The sequence below is a fragment of the Streptomyces sp. NPDC021020 genome (genome assembly GCF_044333285.1).
GTDB lineage: Bacteria > Actinomycetota > Actinomycetes > Streptomycetales > Streptomycetaceae > Actinacidiphila.
Map to the genome: position 1 here is coordinate 770,864 of NZ_JBIRQQ010000003.1, position 19,098 is coordinate 789,961.

Consider the following 19,098-nt stretch of genomic DNA (forward strand, 5'->3'; position numbering starts at 1 on the left):
GCCGAAGCGACCCCCTCTTCCCGGTCTCTCGGCAGGGCATCCCCTACCGATCGAGGAATCCGACCCGTGCTCAGCCTCACCGTCGTCGCCGTCGTCTTCGGCGTGATCTTCCTGGCCGAACTCCCCGACAAGACCGCGCTCGCGAGCCTCATGCTCGGCACCCGCTACCGGGCGTCGTACGTCTTCGCCGGCGTCGCCGCGGCCTTCCTGGTCCATGTCGCGCTCGCCATCGCCGCCGGCAGCCTCCTCACGCTGCTCCCGCACCGCCTGCTCCAGGCGATCGTGGGCGTCCTCTTCCTGGGCGGCGCGGTGATGCTGCTGCGGTCCAAGCCGGAGGACGAGGAGAACGTCAAGGCGCCCGCCGACCAGAGCTTCTGGAAGGTCGCGGGCGCGGGCTTCACGCTGATCCTGGTCGCCGAGTTCGGCGACCTGACGCAGATCATGACCGCCAACCTCGCCGCCCGCTACGACAACCCGGTCTCCGTCGGCATCGGCGCGGTCCTGGGCCTGTGGGCCGTCGGCGCGCTCGGCATCTTCGGCGGGCAGATGCTCATGAAGAAGGTGCCGCTGTCGCTCATCACGAAGGTCGCCGCGACGGCGATGGCCGCGCTCGCGGTCTTCAGCCTGTACGAGGCGATCGCCGGCTGAGGTCAGCCCACGGTCACCGTGAGCAGGCCCTCCGGCCCCGCGGTGACCGTCACGTCCAGCAGCGTGGCGGCGAGGGCGTCAGGCCCGTACGCCGCCGCGCGCGGGCCGACGCCCACGACCGGCATCCCCCCGGCGCGGGCCGCCGCGACACCGACCTCGGCGTCCTCGAAGACCAGGCACTCCGCGGGCGCGAAGCCCAGCTCGGCGGCGCCCTTGAGGAAGCCCTCCGGATCCGGCTTGCTCGCCCCCACCCGCTCCGCGGTCACCACCACCGGCGGCATGGGGAGCGCCGCCGCCGTCATCCGGGCCCGTGCGAGACCGTCGCTCGCCGACGTCACCAGCGCGTGCGGGCGCCCCGCCAGCGCCGCGAGAAACGCCGGGGCACCCGGGACCGGCACGACCCCGTCGAGATCCGCGGTCTCCTCGGCGAGCATGAGCGCGTTCTCCGCGTAGTTCTCCGCCATCGGGCGGTGCGGCAGCAGCTCGGCCATCGTGGCGTGCCCCTGCCGCCCGTGCACGACCGCCAGCACCGCGGCCGGCTCCAGCCCGTGCCGGTGCGCGAAACGCGACCAGCAGCGCTCCACCACCGCGCCGGAGTCGACCAGCGTGCCGTCCATGTCGAGGAGCAGGGCGCGGACGGTGAAGACGGACGGCATGGGACTCCCTCGGGTGGCACTCAGCGGTTCCGCCCGCCGGTCAGGTAAGCGGGCGGAACCACTTTGTTCCCACACGATACAAACGGAGGGGCGCCAGGGCAACCGCGCTGCTCAGCGATCCGCCACGTACTGGAGCAGGCCCCAGGTGAAGTGCGCGACCAGCCGCTCGCCCGTCTCCGGCGCGGTCAGGGCGAGCCGCGCGCGGCTCGGCGCGTCCGGCGGCAGCGGCGCGGTCGGCGGGAACGCGCGGACGACGTCCTCCACCACGCACGACCACGGCACGAGGTCCGCCGTCCCTCCCAGCTCCACGGGAGCCGCGCCCGGCGCGCGCACCAGCCACTCGTTCCACACCCCGCCGCCGGGCGCGCACAGCACCTCGAACCGCAGATCCGGCCACAACGGCAGGGGCCACAGCAGCGCTCTGCACGTCAGATCCCCGGCCTTCCGCTCGACCTCCTGCTCGGGCGGGCCCAGCGCCATCCGGTACCGCTGCACACCACCGGGGTGCGTCCGCGAACGCAGCCGTGTCTGCCACGCGTTGTGCGCCGCCCGCGCCTCGGCGTGCGAGGCGCTCATCTCGCGCAGGGCGTCGTCCACGAGCTCCGGATGGTGGTCGGCCATGCGCCGCAGCAGCATGAGCTGGAACTCTCGTACTCCGTAGGGGGCCATCGCTCTTGAGCGTATCCGCTCCCCGTACGTGGGCGGCTTTCCCGCCGCGGTGGGTGCCCGCGCCTGCGGCGCGGGGTTTGCCCGCCCGCACCACCCGTGCGGGTGAGACGTCGTCTGACGGTTCTCCTGTGGGGCGAAACCACCGTCGGCGGCGAGCCCGCCGTACAACCCGGAGGGGGACGATCCGGGGGTGCCCCCGGAGGAATGCGCACGCAAGACCCGTCACCTAGCTCATGGGGTCGGACGCGCATTCCGAGGAGGTGCCCCCGGAGTGGCACCCGACCCCACCGCCGGGCCGCCGCGCAGGGGCGCGGGGAACTGCGCGACCAGCCACGAACCGGCGGAAGGTCGCGCAACGAACCGCACCGCGCAGAACGGTGCGCCCCCCGCTAACGGTGGTGGTGCCCGTTGTCGGAGGACGTCGCCGCGACCAGAGCCGTCCGCGTCGCCGGGCCGTACACGCCCGCGGGGTCGCCCTGGACGCCGTACCAGATCTGGAACGTCGCCACGGCCCGCTGAGTCGCCTGGTCGTACGTGCCGTTGACGGGCCCCGCGTAGACCCACGCCTGGGTCAGCCGCTGCTGGAGGTCGCTGACCTCCGCCCCGCTCGCGCCGAGCTGCAGCGTGCCGGTGTCCGAGGGCGAGGTGACGGGCGTCGAGGGGGTCTGCGACGGCGTGCCGGTCGCGGTCGCCGTGGCGGAGGGCGGCGCGGCTGTCACGCTCGTGGTGGGCGTCGCCGACGCCTTGCGCGGGATCGTGGGGGCGGGCGACGTGGTCGCCCGCATGGGCGGGTGGTGGGTGACGGCGACGGGCTCGGTGACGGCGCCGTGCCCGGCGTCCGAGGGGAGCGTGACGTCGGGCGTCGCGGCGGACGGCTCGGGCAGCGCCCGCGTCCCCCCGTTCTCCTCGCCCATGACGGAGCCGGTCACGGCGACGGCCCCCGCGGCGAGCGCGGAGGCGGCGACCGCGGCCGCGGCCACGACGATGCCGCGCCGCCTGCGCCGGTGCCGCCCGTGCGCCGCGGCGGCGGCCGAGTCGTGCGAGTCGCCGTACCCGTCGCCGTCGCCGAAGGGACCCTCGCCGGACGAGCCTTCCCCGGCGAGGGGCACGCGCTCGGCGGGATACTCCTCCGCCGCTTCCATCTCGGCGTAGGCCGTGGGGAAGAGGCCGAGGTCGGTGGTGGCGGGCCCGCCGTCCGGATCGACGTCGATGAGCGGGCGCGCGGTCGTACCGCCGAGGGTGTCCTCGTCGGAGGGGCCGACGTACGGGCGCACCCGCAGCGGGTGGAAGCCCTCGGTCACGGCGAGCGCGGCGGCGCGCTCCGCGGACCGCTCGGCGGCCCGCCCGGCGCCGTACTCCCCGGAGCCGGCTCCCGAGCCGAAGCCACCCCCCGGGCCGGCGCCGGCGACAACCGTGCCCTCGATGACCTGGCGGTGCGCACCGCCCGGCCCCCCCGTCACATCGGTCACACCGTCTTCCACGGGCTCGTACGAACCGGCTGTTCGGTGCGGCTGCTGCGGCGCCACTGGGTTCCCCTCCTGCCGTCGTTCGCGTGTTCGCAAAGACGTGTCAGCGATTATGCCGACACACCATGCCGTCGCGCAGCCGGTCCCTCCCCAGTGGCGCACTCCCGCAGGCCATAGCCGTACGAATGGTGTGAATATGGGAGTCCGACCGCCGGGGGCGACGCGAGGAGCCGTTGATGGCGCAGGACACCAGCACCGCGGCCGTCGCGCCGGGGGAAGGCCAGGACCGGCGGCAGGTGCGGATCGCCATCGGGGCCCTCGCCCTCGGACTGCTGCTCGCCGCCCTCGACCAGACGATCGTGTCGACCGCGCTCCCGACGATCGTCAGCGAGCTGGGCGGCATCGACCACCTGTCCTGGGTCGTCACCGCCTACCTGCTCGCCTCGACCGCCGCGACCCCGCTGTGGGGCAAGCTCGGCGACATGTACGGCCGGAAGCGGCTCTACCAGGGCGTCATCGTGCTCTTCCTGGTCGGCTCCGCGCTGTGCGGCGTCGCGCAGAGCATGGGCGAGCTGATCGCCTTCCGGGCGCTCCAGGGCCTGGGCGGCGGCGGGCTGATCGTGCTGTCCATGGCGATCGTCGGCGACATCGTGCCGCCCCGCGACCGCGGCCGCTACCAGGGCGTCTTCGGCGGTGTCTTCGGCGCGGCGAGTGTGCTGGGGCCGCTGCTGGGCGGGGTGTTCACCGAGCAGCTGTCCTGGCGCTGGGTCTTCTACGTCAACCTGCCCATCGGCGTCGTCGCACTCGCCGTCATCGCCGCCGTCCTGCACATCCCCGCCCGCCGCACCACGCACCGTATCGACTACCTCGGCATGGCGACGGTCGCCGCCGCCGCGACGTGCCTGGTGCTGGTCACCTCGCTGGGCGGCAGCACGCTCGCCTGGGGGTCGCCGTCGATCATCGCGCTCGCGGCGGCCGGGGTGCTGCTGGTCGTCGCGTTCGTCGTCATCGAGCGGCGGGCGCAGGAGCCGGTGCTGCCGCCGAAGCTGTTCCGGGTGCGGACGTTCGTCGTCTGCTCGGTGATCTCCTTCATCATCGGCTTCGCCATGTTCGGCGCGATGACGTACCTGCCGACCTTCCTCCAGGTCGTGCACGGCTACTCGCCGACGCTCTCCGGTGTGCACATGATCCCGATGGTCGTCGGCCTGCTGCTGGCGTCCACCGGCTCCGGGCAGATCGTCAGCCGCACCGGCCGCTACAAGATCTTCCCGATCCTCGGCACCGCCGTCACCGCGATCGGCCTGCTGCTCCTGCACACCCTCGACGAGCACACCGCCACCTGGGTGATGAGCCTGTACTTCTTCGTCTTCGGCCTCGGCCTCGGCATGGTCATGCAGGTGCTGGTGCTCGCCGTGCAGAACGCCGTCGGCTACGAGGACCTCGGCTCCGCCACCTCCGGCGCGACCTTCTTCCGCTCCATCGGCGCCTCCTTCGGCGTCTCCGTCTTCGGCACCGTCTTCACCAACCAGCTCTCCGACAAGCTCAGCGACGCGCTGCGCGGCCTCCCCGTACCGCCCGGCTTCAACCCCGGGCAGCTGCAGGCCGACCCCGAGGCCATCCGCAGACTGCCGGCGGGTGTCAAGGGGCCCGTGCTGCACGCGTACTCGCAGGCCATCACCACCGTCTTCCTGTGGGCGATCCCGGTCGCCGCGCTCGGCTTCGTCATGGCCTGGCTGCTCAAGGAGCAGCCGCTGCGCGGCAGCGTCACCGTGCCGGACGGCGGCGAGACGGTCGGCGTCAACCCCGTGGAGCGCTCCTCGCTCGACGAGATCGCCCGCTGCCTGTCGCTGCTCGGCAGCCGGGACGCGCGGCGCGACCTCTACCAGCGCATCACCCGGCTCGCGGGCGTCGACATCCACCCCGCCACCAGCTGGCTGCTACTGCGGATCGCGCACCACGGCAGCGCCGACCCCGTCGAACTCGCCCGCCGCACGACCGTGCCCGCCGAGCTCATCGAGACCGCCGCGGTCGAGGCGGAGGCCGGCGGATACGCGGTGCGGTCCGGCAACCCGCTCGTCCTCACCGCCTCCGGCACCGCCCTCGCCGAGCAGCTCACCGAGGCCCGCCGCTCCGTCCTCGCCGGGCTCCTCGGCGACTGGGACCCCGCCGGGCACGCCGAACTGGCCACGCTCGTCCGCAAGCTCAGCAGCGAGCTGTGCGGCGGCGACGCCGACCGCCCCGAACGGCGGCCCGCCGCCCGTACCGGCTCCTCCCGCACGGAGGCGTAACCCCGCTGCGGGGGCGGGGGGTTCGGGGCGCGCCGGGTTTGCGCGGCGAAATGGCGGCAAGCCGAAGTCTGAGGCCCACACCGGGACAGACGGGAGCAGACCATGTCCACAGGAACGATCATCGCCCTCGCGGTGGCGGTCGTCGTCATCGCCGCGGCGATCGCGGCCGTCCTCCTCCAGAGCGGCGGCACGGGCCCCGGGATGAAGCGGCGCTTCGGCCCGGAGTACGAGCGGACGCTCGCCGTCCACGACGGCGACGCACGCGCCGCCCGCCGCGAACTCGCCGGGCGCGTCAAGCGCTACCGCGGAATGGAGCGGGCGACGCTCGACGACGACACGCGGCAGCGGTACGCGGGGCGCTGGACCGCGATCCAGGGGCAGTTCGTCGACGACCCGGGCGCCGCGCTGGCCGAGGCGGAAGCGGTGGTCAGCGAGCTGGCGGTCGAGTGCGGCTACCCGGCGGCGGATTCGCCCGAGCACGTCGAGGCGCTCTCCGTCCACCACCCCTACCACGTCCAGGGCTACCGGGACGCGCACGCCGCGGCGACCGACGCCTCCCTCGACACGGAGGGACGGCGCACCGCGCTCGTCGCCGCGCGGGGCCTCTTCGAGCAGCTGCTCGCGGCGGCGGCACCCGCGGAACACGCCGGGGGCGTGAAGGACGCGGAGGGCTCCGCGGAAAGCTCCGCGGAGGACGCGGACGGCTACGCGAAGGCGCCGCTGGGCAAGCGGTTCGCCGCGCTGACCGAGCGGGGACGGACGACGACGGGAGCGGAACGATGAGCGACACGGAGCGGATCGCGCCGGAGGCGCGGAGCGAGTCGGAGGTGCCCGCGGTGCCTGAGGTGCGTCAGGCGCGCGATGCGCGCGAAGCGCGCGAGGCTCAGGAGGTGCCCGCGGTGCCCGAGGCTCGGGAGGAGTTCGACGCGCACGACGCGCGGGAGGTGCCCGAGGTGTACGAGGCGCCGGAGCGTGATGGATCCGACGGCTCGCGGTCCGGGGCGGCCGGGCGTTCGCTGCCTGGCCTGCCGGGCGGCGTGGGGGACGAGCTGACGGAGCGGATGGAGAAGGCGGTGCTCACCTTCGTCGACGCCCCGCAGGGCGCGGTGGAGGAGGCGGAGACGGTCCTCGCCACGGCCCTCGAACGCGCCGAGCACGCGGTGGCCGGTGCGCGGGCGGCGGTGGCGCAAGGGGGTACCGACACGGAGGCGCTGCGCTTGGCTTTGCAGCGGTATCGCACCTTGACCTCCCACCTCCTGGCCCTTCCCACGCCGTGAGCCCGGCGCGCCTCGCCCTGCCCCCTCCGGTGGTCCGTGCGACCGTCCGCCGGTGGGGGCTGGTCGCGCCCACGCGGCGCCAGCCGCATATCAGATGCAGCCCCGCGCCCCTGGTGTCACCCGGCGTGGCATCGCGCGCCCGGTGCGGGGGTGGGGTCGGGTGCCACTCCGGGGGTACCTCCTCGGAATGCGCGTCCGACCTCATGAGTTAGGTGGCGGGTCTTGCGTGCGCATTCCTCCGGGGGCACCCCCGGATCGTCCCCCTCCCGGCGTCTCGTCGGCGGCTGCCTGCCGGTGGGGGTTACGGTTCGCCCCCGACGGCGGTGCAGCCCCGTACTCCCCGCGCCGTCAGGCGCGGGCGTCCCCCTACCGCGCCGGAGGCGTGAAGGTGAGGTCGGGGGAGAAGACCGCGCGGCGCGTTGCGCGGCGGAGGGCGGCGAGGACGGGCGGGCCCAGGGTGAAGGAGAGGACCGCGGTGAGGGCGGCCCGCGGGAGGTCCCAGCCCAGGGACGTGGTGAGGCAGTACGTGGTGAATCTCGCCAGGTTCGCGGTGAGCGATATGTGCGGGGAGTAGCTGATGTCGGAGGCGAGGCCGCCGATGTAGGGCCAGCCCTGAAGGTTCATCACCGTGCCGTACGCCACCGCGGCCACCGCCCCGTATCCCGCGAGCAGCGCGAGTTCGCGGCGGCCGCGCAGGGACGGCCAGGGCAGCAGGCCCGCCCCCGTCGTCACCCACCCCATCGCGAGCATCTGGAACGGCAGCCAGGGCCCGACCCCCCCGGTGAGCAGCGCGGACGCGAACATCGTGAGGGAGCCGAGGGTGAAGCCGAAGCCGGGGCCGAGGACCCGGCCGGACAGCACCATCAGGAAGAACATCGGTTCGATGCCGGCCGTGCCCGCGCCCAGCGGCCGCAGCGCGGCTCCGGCTGCGGCGAGCATGCCGAGCATCGCGACGGCCTTGGGGTCCATTCCGTTGTCGCCGATCGTGGCGATGACGACGGCGACGAGCATCGGCAGCAGCGCCGCGAAGAGCCAGGGCGCGTCGGCGCTGTGCGCGGCCACCGCGGAGCCGTGCGCGGCGAGCAGGGGCCAGCAGAAGGCGGCGACGCCGACGAGTGAGACGAGCCCGAGCACGATCACCGCGCGCGGCCCGAGCCGTACGGGGTCGGTACGGCGGTCGGTGGTGGTGGTCGCGGTACGGCGGCTCACGGCGTGCCTCCGGCGGCGTGGGACCGGCTCGCGGTGGTGTCCGGTGCGGTGAGTGCGGTGGGCGCGGTGGGTGCAGAGGCTGTGGCGCGGAGTGCCGCGGTCGCTCCGTCGCGGTCGGTGTCGGCGTGCACGGCGCAGCCGCGCGTGGCCGGGCGCGGGGTCACGGGGCCGTCTCCAGGGCCAGGGCGACCTGGGCGACCGTCAGCCAGGGGGAGGGGGCGAGGATCTTGGCCGTCTGGGGGGCGAAGGCCGGGGAGGACAGGACGACGTCGGGCGTGGGGCCGTCGGCGACCGGTTCGCCGTCGGCGAGGATCACGACGCGGTCGGCGAGGTCGGCGGCGAGCTCCACGTCGTGCGTGGCGAGCACGATCGCGTGGCCCGCGGCGGCGAGTGCGCGCAGACGGGTCACCAGGCGGGCCTTCGCCGCGTAGTCCAGGCCGCGGGTCGGCTCGTCGAGGAGCAGCACCGGCGGGTTCGCGGTGAGCACGACGGCGAGCGCGAGGGAGAGCCGCTGGCCCTCGGACAGGTCGCGCGGGTGGACGTCGTCCGGTACGCCCGGCAGCAGGTCCGCGACGAGCGCGCGGCAACTGCCGGGCGGCGCGGCGGCGTCCCGGTCCGCGGCGGCGCACTCGGCGGCGACGGTGTCGGCGTACAGCAGGTCGCGCGGCTCCTGCGGGACGAGCCCGACGCGGTGCAGCAGCTGCGCGGGGCGGGTCCGGTGGGGCACGGCGCCGCCGACCGTCACCGCACCGCCGGAGGGGGTGTGCAGGCCGACCAGGGTGGACAGGAGCGTGGACTTCCCGGCGCCGTTGCGGCCCATGAGCGCGACCGTCTCGCCCGCCCGTACGGTGAGGTCCACCCCGCGCAGCGCCTCGACCCGCCCACGGCGCACGGCCAGCCTCTCGGCCCGTACCAGCACGTCGGCGCTGTCGCGTTCGCCACGGCCGGGGCGCCCCCCGCCGTCCACCCGCCGCAGGAGCCCCCGCCCGCGCTCGTCCGTACGGCCCGTACCCGGCGCCGCGGGCGTATCGCCCGGCCCTCCCGACGTCGCGGGCTCACGGCCCAGCGCATCCGGCGCCGCGGGAGCACCGCTCCGCGGCGTCAGACCCGCCAGGCGCTCGCGCAGAGGCGCCGCCGCGCGGCGGGCGTCGCGGACGGAGAGGGGGAGGGGGGACCAGCCCGCGAGGCGGCCGAGGGCGACGACCGGGGGGTGGACCGGGGAGACGGCCATCATCGCGGCCGGGTCGCCCACCTCGGGCGGGGCGCCCGGCGCGGGGAGCAGCACCACCTGGTCCGCGTACTGCACCACGCGCTCCAGGCGGTGCTCCGCCAGCAGCACCGTCGTGCCGAGGTCGTGCACGAGCCGCTGCAGCACCCCGAGCACCTCCTCCGCCGCGCCCGGGTCCAGCGCGGACGTCGGCTCGTCCAGCACCAGCACCTTCGGGTGCACGGTCAGCACCGAGCCGATCGCCACCCGCTGCTGCTGCCCGCCGGACAGCGTCGCGATCGGGCGGTCGCGCAGCTCGGCCAGGCCCAGCAGGTCGAGCGTCTCCTCGACACGCCGCCGCATCGTCTCCGGCGCCACCCCCAACGACTCCATGCCGTAGGCGAGTTCGTCCTCGACGGTGTCCGTCACGAAGTGCGACAGCGGGTCCTGACCCACCGTGCCGACGACATCGGCGAGATCGCGCGGCCGGTGCGTACGGGTGTCGCGCCCGGCGACGCTCACCCGCCCGCCCAGGTGCCCGCCGGTGAAATGCGGCACCAGGCCGCTCACCGCGCCCAGCAGCGTCGACTTGCCGACCCCGGACGGCCCGACGACCAGGCACATCTCGCCCTCGGGCACCTCGAAGTCGACCCCGCTCAGGGCGGCTTCCGCGCCCTCCGCGTAACGGAAGGACACCTGCTCGAAGCGGATCACCGCGTCTCTCCTTCCCGGCGCCGTGCGCTCCTCGGGGCCGCCAACAGGGCCGGGACCAGCCCGAGCAGGACGCACGCCGCCGGCCACAGCGGCAGCGTCGGCGCGGCCAGCGGCACCGCGGGCGGGTCCAGCGCGTCGGGCGCGTACGTCGCCGCGGCGATCATCGCGGCCGCGACCGCCGCGCCCGAGCCCGCGACCAGCCACGCACGGGCGCCCCACGGGTCGGGGCGGTAGCGGGTGCGCGGCGAGCGGCGCCCGCCCAGCCGCAGGCCCGTCAGCGCCGCCGCCAGGCCCAGCAGCAGCACCGGCAGCCCGTAGTCGGCGCCGCTGCCGCTCGCCGCGAGCAGCCCGTACGTCCCCGCGCACACCCCGAGCAGGCCGCCGACGGTCAGCGCGGCGGTGGCCCGGCGTACGGCGCGCGGTACGTCGGCCGTACGCCCGTAGCCGCGCGCGTCCATCGCGGCGGCCAGCGCGACGGACCGCTCCAGCGCGCCCTCCAGCACCGGCAGGCCCACCTGGAGCAGCGCCCGCACCCCGCGGTCGTCCCGGCCGCGCAGCCGGCGGGCGGCGCGCAGCCGCGCCACGTCCGCGACCAGGTGCGGGGCGAAGGTCATCGCCACGACCACCGCGACGCCCGCCTCGTACAGCGCGCCCGGCAGCGACTTCAGCAGCCGGGCGGGGTTCGCGAGGGAATTCGCGGCGCCGAGGCAGATCAGCAGCGTCGCGAGCTTCAGGCCGTCGCGCAGCGCGAAGACCACCGCCTCGGCGGTCACCCGCCCGCCCAGCCGCACGCCCTGCGCCCAGCCCGGCAGCGGGACCTCGGGGAGCGTGACGAGGGTGTGCGTGCCCGGGATCGGCGAGCCGAGCACGACCGCGAAGACGACGCGGATCGCGACGACGAGCAGGCCGAGGCGGAGGAAGGTCCCGTAGGAGCGGGCCCAGGGGGCGTTGTCCGTGCGGGCGGCGGCGACGACGTAGGCGGTCACCGCCGTGACCAGGGCGAGGAGCAGCACGTTCGTGGTGCGGCTCGCCGCGGTGGCCAGGCCCAGGGCCCAGATCCACCAGGCCCCGGCGTGCAGGGTGTCCCGCCGGGCGGGCATCGCGCCGGGCGCGGGGGTCCGGGGCGGCCGGCTTGCGCTGCCGGGGGCGTGCTGCCGGATCTTCCCGCCGGGGGCGGATTCCCCGGGGCGCGCCTCGTTCTGCTGGGCGGGGATCTGCCCTGCGCCTGTGGCCGGGCGCGCGGTTCTCCCACCGCGCGCTTCGGGTGCGGCTGCCGCCGTCTGCGCACGACGGTCGGTGCCGGGCTCGCACCCCTGCGGGGCGCGGTCCTCCGGGCGGGGCGACGCGGTCATCGGCGGCGGCGGAATTGCCAGACGGCGGCCAGGGCCAGGGCGGCGACGGCGGCGGCGCCCGCGAGGAGGCCGAGGGAGGGGCCGGAGTGGGTGGAGGTGGGGGACGCGGACGTGGAGGTGACCTCGTCGCCGCAGCCCGCGGCGGGGTAGCCGGTGATGGCGCACAGGACGCCGGCGGAGTTGTAGCGCAGGGGCTTGGCCACGGCGGCGAGCGCGTCCGCGGAGGAGGCGGAGGTGGGGACCTGCGCGCAGGCGGTGCGGGGCGGCGGCGGGGTCGTGCCGCGGTCGGGGGCGTCCGCGCCGGTGCCCGGGTCGATGACCAGGGCGACGCGCTTGCGCCCGTCGACCGGGGGCGTGCCCGCGCAGATCGCCGCGAAGTCCGCGGCGCCGCGCGGCTGGACGGCCTTGGCGGCGGCGTCCTTGCTCACCGCGAAGCGCCACCCCTCCACGCTGCCGTCGGCGGGCACGTGCATGGCCGGGCCGGTCTGCGCGTACGTCCAGGTCGCGCCCGAGCGCAGCCAGTAGGACCAGTAGCGGTAGCCGGCGGCGTGCGCGGGCGCGGCGAGGCCGAGCACCAGCAGCGCCGCGGTCGCCGCGGCCGCGGCGGGCAGCGCGACGAGACGCCGCAGCGCGGCGGTGCGGGCGGCGGGACGGCGCCGCGCGGTGGTGCGTGCCGGGAGGGTGGCCGGGTGGCGTGTCGCATTCGGCGGGAGGGCGGGCCGATCGTGTATCGCGCCCGCGGGGCCGGTGGACTGGCCGGGTGCCGCGTTCGCGGGGTGGGTGGAGCCGTTGCGTGTCGCTTCTGCGGGGCCGGTGGACGGGGCGCGTGTCGCATTCGGCGGGAGGGCGGCCCGGCCCGGCGCCGCGCCCGTGGCGCGGGCGGACCGGCCAGGTGTCGCTTCCGCGGCGGGCCGCGCCGGGGAGTGGGGCGTCACGGCTGCCGTCGCTTGCGGCCGCTGAGGAGGAGGCCGAAGCCGGCGCTCGCGACGAAGACGACGCCGACGACGATCCAGGTCGTGGCGCTGGACGACAGGCCGTCGTCCTTCTTCTCGTCGGCGTGCGTCTCGGCGCCGGTCGCGCGCTTGGTCGGGGCCGGGCCGAGGGCGATGAGCTGGGGGAGCGGGTCGTCGGCGCCGGAGGCCCGGGGGGCGTGCGCGGCGTTCGCGGCGAGGACCAGCTGTGCGAGGGCGGCGGGGTTGCCCTTGGCCCAGGACGCGGAGTTGGCGGCCAGCCAGGCGTACGTCTGCTCGGCCTGCGTCTCGTGGCCGCTGTTCGCGAGGCCCACGACGGCGTCGGCGGTGGTGCCGTAGTCCGGGACGGGCGTCGTCGAGCCGGGCGTGACGGCCGTGAGGTGGCCGCCGCCCTTGGTGACCTGGGCGGAGAGCCAGGTGCCGGCGGCCGTCGCGGTGGCCAGCGGGTCGAGCGAGGCGTAGGCGTCCGGGTCGGCGGCGCAGTCGGGGGTGGTGGGCGTCGCGGTGGCGGTGGCGGTGACCTGCCATCCGGCCAGGCGCGCGTCGGCCAGGCCGCGCAGCGCGTCGGCGGTGGCCTTCGCGTTCGGGACGAGCTTGCCGTCGGTGCCGGGGTAGCCGAAGGCGCCGCGGTCGGCGGGCGCGGCCGAGCAGCCGAACTGGAAGCCGCGCAGCGCGTCGTAGGGCGACTTGCCCTTGGCGTTGGGCTTGCGGGCGGCGTCCGCGCCGATTCCGGCGATGACGACGGCGGTGGAGTCGGGGTCGGAGGGGCCGCCGGGGTTGTACGACCAGCCCCCGTCGGCGTTCTGCACACCGGCCAGCCAGTCCAGCCCGCGCTTGACCGCGGGCGAGCCCGCGCCACCGGTGCCGCTCAGCTGGAGCGCCTGGAGGGCTATGCCGGTGGCGTTGGTGTCCTCGGTCTTCGGGTCGCAGGGCTTGGCCGTGTCCGCGCGGTAGGAGGGCCAGCCGCCGTCCGCGCACTGCTGGGCGAGCAGCCAGGAGGTGGCCCGGCCGTTGACGAAGTAGCCGCTCATGGACACGGCTATCTCCGCGAAGCCCTGCCGCCACACCCCGTCGTACGTCGGGTCGCCCGCGCCGTAGAGGTCCGCGCGGGTGACGGACGGGGTGCTCGGCGCGGCGGGCGGCGTGGTGTCCGCGAGCGCGGCGGGCGCGGCCAGGGCGGTGAGCGTCGAGGCGGCGGTCACCAGCAGGGCGGCGCGGCGGCGCAGGGACATGGGGGTGGGGCCTTTCCGGGACGGGGGATCCCTCACCCTAACGTGCGACCGCCCGCCGGCCGTGGCGGGCTCCGGCGACGGGCGGGCGCCGGAGGTGTCAGCCGGCGGCCGAGCCGCGCTTGATCGCCTGGAGGAAGCGGGCCAGCGCGCCGGGCGTCGTGGCCAGCACGACGCCCGGATCGTCGCTCTCCCGTATCAGCACCGTGCCACCCGCCGTGGCGGCGACCTCCACACAATCGGCCGCGTCGTTCGAGTACGTGGATTTCTGCCAGGCGGTGGTTTGCGGGGTCATCGGCTGCCTTCGGATGTCAGAGGTCTCGGGCGACGGCGTGGATGAAGTCCCGCGACCGGGACTCGTCGAGCGCTGCCGCGGCGAGACGCTGGTGGATGACGCGGTAGTTGGCCAGGTGCGGCGCGGCGTGCAGGAAGGTCGCGCCGAGCGAGGAGTCCATCTCCACCGTGTCGAGGGCGGGCACGGTGCCGCACACGTACAGGTGCACGTGTCCTGAGCTGAAGTACGCCTGAGTGGCGAAGGGCACGACCCGGATGCTTATCCGCGGCAGGTGGCTCAGCTCCACCAGGTGGTCGAGCTGCGCCCGGGCGATCTTGGTGCCGCCGTAGCCCATCCGCAGCGCCGCTTCGTGGATCACCGCCTCGTACGGCGCCGCCGAATCCCGGTAGAGGACACTGCTGCGCTCCAGCCGGTGGGCGATACGGGCCTCCAACTCGGTCTGCGGCAACGGCAGGACCGTGTTGCTGAACATCGTGCGGGTGTATTCCTCGGTCTGGAACACCCCGGGGATGTGGGTGATCTGGACGGCGCGCATCGCGGTGCCGTGGAACTCCAGCTCGGCGATGTCCAGGATCGGGGCCGGCACGACCCCCCGGTAGGCCTCCCACCAGCCCTTGCGGCCGATGCCGTTGGCCATCACGACCAGCGCGTCGACGAGGGCCTCGTCACCGCACTGGTAGAACGACGCGAGGCGCCGCAACCGCTCCTCGCTGACGCCTAGCCGTCCGGCCTCGATGTGGCTGACCTTGGCCGGGTCGGTGCCGAGCAGACGGGCGGTGTCGCGGGCGGTGATTCCGGCTGCCTCGCGCATTTTCCGTAGCTCCGCACCGAGGCGCTCCTGACGGGCGGTTGCGGTGCTTCTGAGCGGCATGGTGTCCCTTCTTGACTCTGGTTCGAGTGTGCCGTTCCGCTCACGCCGGGTCCAGATCGTTTCTGGAAATTTCGGCGACAAGGTTGCAGAGGGGCAGTATTGCCCCATAAGGTCCGGCGGTACATATGTGCTCTGACAGTCAACTCCCTTATTGCGTAGGGGTGTTGACGGGGTACGGGGTTGTGGTGGTCTTTTCGCGCGGTACGCGCCCCGGCGGGTGCCGCGAGGCCCCCGGATGGCCGAGGAACATCAGTCGGACGGCGTCGGGCCGGGCGGGCGCAAGGTTGACGCGGAGGCGGAGCCGGGGCCCAACCGACCGGCGGAGTGCGGCGGTTGCCGCCCCCGATCCTGGTGCCCGCAGCACCAGCAGGAAGCCCACTCTTCACGGCGGACGCCAACCGACCGAGGGTGAAAGGGAGTTCACTCCCTCCGAAAGGCACGTACCTTGTCGCACACAGCCACCCCGCCCGCCAGGTCCGTGCTGGTCACCGGAGCGACCGGCGGCCTCGGATTCGCCGTCGCCCAGCGGCTCGCCGCCGAGGGCTGGACGGTCCACGCGGCCCACCGAGCCCCCCAGGACGCGCCGCGGCTGGCCGAACTGCCCGGCGACGTACGCCCCGTCGTCCTCGACGTCACCGACGACGCGAGCGTGCGCGCCGCCGCAGAACAGGTCGGCGGCCGCCTCGACGGGCTGGTCAACAGCGCCGGTCTGATCGTGCAGGGCTTCTGGGAGCAGGTGCCGGGCGACGCGCTGCGCCGGCAGTTCGACGTCAACGTCCTCGGGCTGATGGCCGTCACCCGCGCAGTGCTGCCCGCCGTCCGGGCGGGCGGCGGGCGGATCGTCAACATCGGCGCCCTCAGCTCGCTCGTCGCCCTCCCCTTCTTCGGCCCGATCGCCGCCTCCAAGGCTGCCCTGGCCTCGCTCACCGACTCGCTGCGGATCGAACTGCGGCACCAGGGCGTGCGCGTGGCCCTCGTGGAACCCGGCGCGATGCGGACCGGGATCTTCGACCGCGCCGTCCGCTCCGGGCAGGCGGACGGCCTCGCGGGCGGGCCCGACGTCGAACGGTTCTACGCCCGGGCGGTGCAGGCCGCGGCCGCGTCCGTCGCCGCGAGCACGCTGCACCCGGTGGACGCCGCCGTCGACGCCGTCCGGCACGCCCTCACCGCGCGCCGCCCCCGTACCCGCTACCTCGTGGGGCCGGACGCCCGCACCGTCCGCGTCGCCCGCCGGCTGCCCACCGGCGTCCGCGACCGCGCGCTGCTGTCCGCGCTGAAGCTCACGCCCGCGTCCTTCGGCGGCTGAGCGGCCGCGCGCCGCCGCCGGCGCGGCCGCCGGGCTCGCCGGTGCGGCCGCGGGACTACGCCGATGCGCCCGCCGGACCCGTGCGTTCCGCATGGCCATGAGGTGACAACGGTGACTTCTCCGCCCGCCCGCCGATATGTAAATCTCGTGTCCGTCACCGCCACAAGGGGGATCGATGGACAACCGCTACGAGGTTTTCTGCCTCGCGGACCGGCATTTCTACGAAAGCCTCGACCGGCTTCCCATGGCCGTGTCCGGCGATTCCGCTTCGGCATCCGGCGCGGTGGCCGGCGCGGTGTCCGGCGCGGTCTCGGGAGAGGGGCCGGTCCGGACGCCGGTCGCCGCCTTCGAGACCGCGCAGCGCGACGTGCCGGACGGCTGGCGCACGGTCCGGGTCGGGGACTGGCTGCACCTCGACCCGGGCCCCGGCGCCGGCGCCGAGGGGGGCGGACGCCCCATGCAGGGCTGGAAGATCCATGTCTCCGCCGGCCTCGGCAACGCCGACAAGGTGGCCGCCAAGGTCTGGGACCACTGCGTTCCCCGCAGCATTCCGTTTAAATTCGTTCCCAGCCCGCAGCTGCTGCACCTGCGCAATTCGAAATACGCCGGCCGCGACACCAGCGGAAAGTTCGTCACCATTTACCCGGACGGCGAACCGCAGTTGCGCGAGATCCTCGAAGAACTCGGCGAACTGCTCGACGGCGAGCCCGGCCCGTACATCCTCACCGACCTGCGCTGGCGCGAGGGCCCGCTCTATGTGCGCTACGGGGCCTTCGCCAAGCGCTTCTGCGTCGGCGAGCACGGCACGCTGGTCTCCGCGATCGAGGACGCCGAGGGCCGGCTCGTCCCCGACAGCCGCGCGCCCGCCTTCCACGTACCGGAGTGGGTGACGCTGCCGGACTTCCTGCGCCCGCACCTGGAGGCGCGCAACGCCACGACCGTCGGCGAACTGCCCTACCGCATCGAGAAGGCGCTGCACTTCTCCAACGGCGGCGGCGTCTACACCGCGACCGACACCCGCACCGGCGAGAAGGTCGTCCTCAAGGAGGGCCGCCCGCACGCCGGGCTCGCCTCCGACGGCGCGGACGCCGTCACCCGCCTGGAGCGCGAACGCGACGTGCTGCGCGCGCTCGGCGGAACGGGCGTCGCACCCGAGGCACGCGACTGGTTCACCCTCGGCGACCACCGCTTCCTGGTCATGGAATTCCTCGAAGGCAAGCCGCTCAACAGCTACTTCGGCCACCGCCACCCGCTGCTCACACCCGAGCCCGACCCGGAGGCCGTCGCTGACTACACGCGCTGGGCGCTGCGGATCCACGAGGGTGTCGAACGGGCCGTCGCCGCGGTCCACGCGCGCGGCCTCGTCGTCAACGACCTGCACATGTACAACATCATGGTCGGCCCCGACGACGAGTCCGTCCGCCTCCTGGACTTCGAGGCGGCGACCGACGCCGGTGACGGGCGCGGCCAGTCCGTCGCCCACCCCGGCTTCATGGCGCCCCCCGACCGCCGCGGCCCGGCCGTCGACCGCTACGCCCTCGCCTGCCTGCGCCTGGCCCTCTTCCTGCCCGTCACCACCCTCCTGCCCGTCGACCGTGCGAAGGCGGCCCATCTGGCGGAGGTGATCGCCGGCCAATTCCCGGTGCCGCACGAGTGGTTGGCGGAGGCGGTGCACGAGATCACCCGCGACGAGCGTCCGGGGGAGGACACGGCCGCGGCCCGGCCGACCTCAACCGGCCCTGCCGGTACGGCAGTCGGCGGCACGGGCGACTACCTCCCCGTCGACGTCGCAGACTGGCCCGCCGCCCGCGACGCGATGGCGCACGCGATCCTCGCGTCGGCGACCCCCCAGCGCGACGACCGGCTCTTCCCGGGGGACATCGCGCAGTTCGGCGACGGCGGCGGCCTCGGGATCGCGCACGGCGCCGCCGGCGTCCTGCTCGCCTTCGCCGAGACCGGGCTGCCCCGCTACCCCGAGGGCGAGCGCTGGCTCCTGGACCGCACCGCGCAACCCCCGAACGGCACCCCGCTCGGCCTCTACGACGGCGTCGCCGGGATCGCGTACGCCCTCGACCGGCTCGGCCACACCGACCGCGCGCTCGAACTCGTCCACACCCTGCTCGCCGAGAAGTGGCAGCACCTCGCCTCCGACCTCTACGGCGGCCTCGCCGGCCTCGGCCTGGTCCTGGACAGCCTCGCCCGCAGCACCGGCGACATCTCGCTGCGCGACCGCGCCCTGGAAGCCGCCGGCATCGTCGCCGCCCGGCTCTCCGGCGGCACCCCGCGCGCCGGGCTCATGCACGGGGCGACCGGCGCCGCGCTGCTCTTCGTCCGCCTCTACGAGCGCACCGGCGCGCGCGGCCTGCTCGTGCACGCCGCCCGCGCGCTCTCCCTCGACCTCGACCGCTGCGTGCACACCGCCGCGGGGGGCCTCGACGTCGACGAGGGCTGGCGCACCATGCCCTACCTCGGCGACGGCAGCGCGGGCATCGGCATGGTCCTGGACGACCTGCTGCCGCTCGCCCGGCACGCCGGGACCCTCACGCCCGACGACGCCGTCCGCTTCGAGCAGGCCCGCACCGACATCGTGCGCGCCGCCACCCTGCGGCTGTACGCCCAGCCCGGCCTCTTCGCCGGCCGGGCCGGCACGCTGCTGCACCTCGCGCGCACGCGTACGCCCGTGCCCGCGGGGGCGCTCGCCGAACAGACCGGCGCGCTCGGCTGGTACGGCATGCCGTACGGCGGCGGGCTCGCCTTCCCCGGCAACCAGATGATGCGGCTGTCCATGGACCTCGGCACCGGCACCGCCGGCTGCCTGCTGGCCCTGGGCGCCGCGACCGGCGGCGCCCCCGCCGCGGGGTTGCCCTTCCTCCCGCCCCTCACGGGCGGCTCCTGAACCGGGCCCGGCCACCCACGGCCGGGACCGCGCACCACCCATCC

The 19,098-nt window shown here is 75.1% G+C and carries 16 protein-coding genes; 6 read left to right on the top strand and 10 right to left on the bottom strand.

The genetic code is table 11. The features are described from left to right. The first annotated feature begins 66 nt into the window (after positions 1-66). On the top strand, positions 67-648 hold the full coding sequence (locus ACH4SL_RS11720; RefSeq protein WP_031517770.1) for a TMEM165/GDT1 family protein: 582 nt from the start codon (positions 67-69) through the stop codon (positions 646-648). Between the two features lie 2 nt (positions 649-650). On the opposite strand, the gene ACH4SL_RS11725 is transcribed toward ACH4SL_RS11720, so the two are convergent. The 3 genes from ACH4SL_RS11725 to ACH4SL_RS11735 all read right to left on the bottom strand — a co-directional run bounded on the left by ACH4SL_RS11725 (position 651) and on the right by ACH4SL_RS11735 (position 3,442). Next, positions 651-1,304 carry an HAD-IA family hydrolase gene (locus ACH4SL_RS11725; protein ID WP_398443911.1) on the bottom strand — a complete coding sequence of 218 codons (654 nt, stop codon included), beginning with the start codon at positions 1,302-1,304 and terminating at the stop codon, positions 651-653. A 111-nt stretch (positions 1,305-1,415) separates the two neighbouring features. Then, positions 1,416-1,973, bottom strand: a complete 558-nt coding sequence (locus ACH4SL_RS11730) for a hypothetical protein (RefSeq protein ID WP_398443914.1) — start codon at positions 1,971-1,973, stop codon at positions 1,416-1,418. A gap of 389 nt (positions 1,974-2,362) precedes the next feature. Further along, entirely contained in the window at positions 2,363-3,442 is a 1,080-nt protein-coding gene (locus tag ACH4SL_RS11735; RefSeq protein WP_398443916.1) for a peptidoglycan-binding protein, read from the bottom strand. Between the two features lie 233 nt (positions 3,443-3,675). On the opposite strand from ACH4SL_RS11735, the gene ACH4SL_RS11740 reads away from it, so the two are divergent. The 3 genes from ACH4SL_RS11740 to ACH4SL_RS11750 all read left to right on the top strand — a co-directional run bounded on the left by ACH4SL_RS11740 (position 3,676) and on the right by ACH4SL_RS11750 (position 7,004). Next, positions 3,676-5,727 (top strand): MFS transporter, encoded by a 2,052-nt coding sequence (locus ACH4SL_RS11740; protein WP_398443918.1) that lies wholly within the window; start codon positions 3,676-3,678, stop codon positions 5,725-5,727. Positions 5,728-5,829: 102 nt separating this feature from the next. Further along, positions 5,830-6,510, top strand: coding sequence for a hypothetical protein (locus tag ACH4SL_RS11745; protein WP_398443920.1), 681 nt, complete (start codon positions 5,830-5,832; stop codon positions 6,508-6,510). Then, the gene (locus tag ACH4SL_RS11750; protein ID WP_398443922.1) at positions 6,507-7,004 is read left to right on the top strand and encodes a hypothetical protein; all 498 of its coding nucleotides are present in this window, start codon (positions 6,507-6,509) and stop codon (positions 7,002-7,004) included. The genes ACH4SL_RS11745 and ACH4SL_RS11750 overlap by 4 nt, the downstream gene beginning before the upstream one ends. Before the next feature lie 366 nt (positions 7,005-7,370). Here the strand turns inward: ACH4SL_RS11750 and ACH4SL_RS11755 are convergent, their stop codons facing one another. The 7 genes from ACH4SL_RS11755 to ACH4SL_RS11785 form a co-directional block, all read right to left on the bottom strand. Continuing rightward, positions 7,371-8,213, bottom strand: coding sequence for an ECF transporter S component (locus ACH4SL_RS11755; RefSeq protein WP_398443924.1), 843 nt, complete (start codon positions 8,211-8,213; stop codon positions 7,371-7,373). A 160-nt stretch (positions 8,214-8,373) separates the two neighbouring features. Next, positions 8,374-10,134, bottom strand: coding sequence for an ABC transporter ATP-binding protein (locus ACH4SL_RS11760; protein WP_398443926.1), 1,761 nt, complete (start codon positions 10,132-10,134; stop codon positions 8,374-8,376). Further along, entirely contained in the window at positions 10,131-11,234 is a 1,104-nt protein-coding gene (locus tag ACH4SL_RS11765; RefSeq protein WP_398443929.1) for a CbiQ family ECF transporter T component, read from the bottom strand. The genes ACH4SL_RS11760 and ACH4SL_RS11765 overlap by 4 nt, the downstream gene beginning before the upstream one ends. 248 nt (positions 11,235-11,482) lie before the next feature. Then, positions 11,483-12,115: an SCO2322 family protein gene (locus tag ACH4SL_RS11770; protein ID WP_398444106.1), complete on the bottom strand. Its 633-nt coding sequence runs from the start codon at positions 12,113-12,115 to the stop codon at positions 11,483-11,485. Between the two features lie 302 nt (positions 12,116-12,417). Then, positions 12,418-13,689 carry a prenyltransferase/squalene oxidase repeat-containing protein gene (locus ACH4SL_RS11775; protein WP_398443931.1) on the bottom strand — a complete coding sequence of 424 codons (1,272 nt, stop codon included), beginning with the start codon at positions 13,687-13,689 and terminating at the stop codon, positions 12,418-12,420. 97 nt (positions 13,690-13,786) lie between these two features. Then, positions 13,787-13,981, bottom strand: coding sequence for a DUF397 domain-containing protein (locus tag ACH4SL_RS11780; protein WP_398443933.1), 195 nt, complete (start codon positions 13,979-13,981; stop codon positions 13,787-13,789). 16 nt (positions 13,982-13,997) lie between these two features. After that, the gene (locus ACH4SL_RS11785; RefSeq protein ID WP_398443935.1) at positions 13,998-14,852 is read right to left on the bottom strand and encodes a helix-turn-helix domain-containing protein; all 855 of its coding nucleotides are present in this window, start codon (positions 14,850-14,852) and stop codon (positions 13,998-14,000) included. A 445-nt stretch (positions 14,853-15,297) separates the two neighbouring features. Between ACH4SL_RS11785 and ACH4SL_RS11790 the strand changes: the two genes are divergently transcribed. Beyond that, on the top strand, positions 15,298-16,158 hold the full coding sequence (locus ACH4SL_RS11790) for an SDR family NAD(P)-dependent oxidoreductase (protein WP_398443937.1): 861 nt from the start codon (positions 15,298-15,300) through the stop codon (positions 16,156-16,158). Between the two features lie 175 nt (positions 16,159-16,333). Then, a complete protein-coding gene (gene lanKC, locus ACH4SL_RS11795; protein WP_398443940.1) occupies positions 16,334-19,054 on the top strand; it encodes a class III lanthionine synthetase LanKC in 2,721 nt (906 codons plus the stop codon). Positions 19,055-19,098 lie beyond the last annotated feature (44 nt).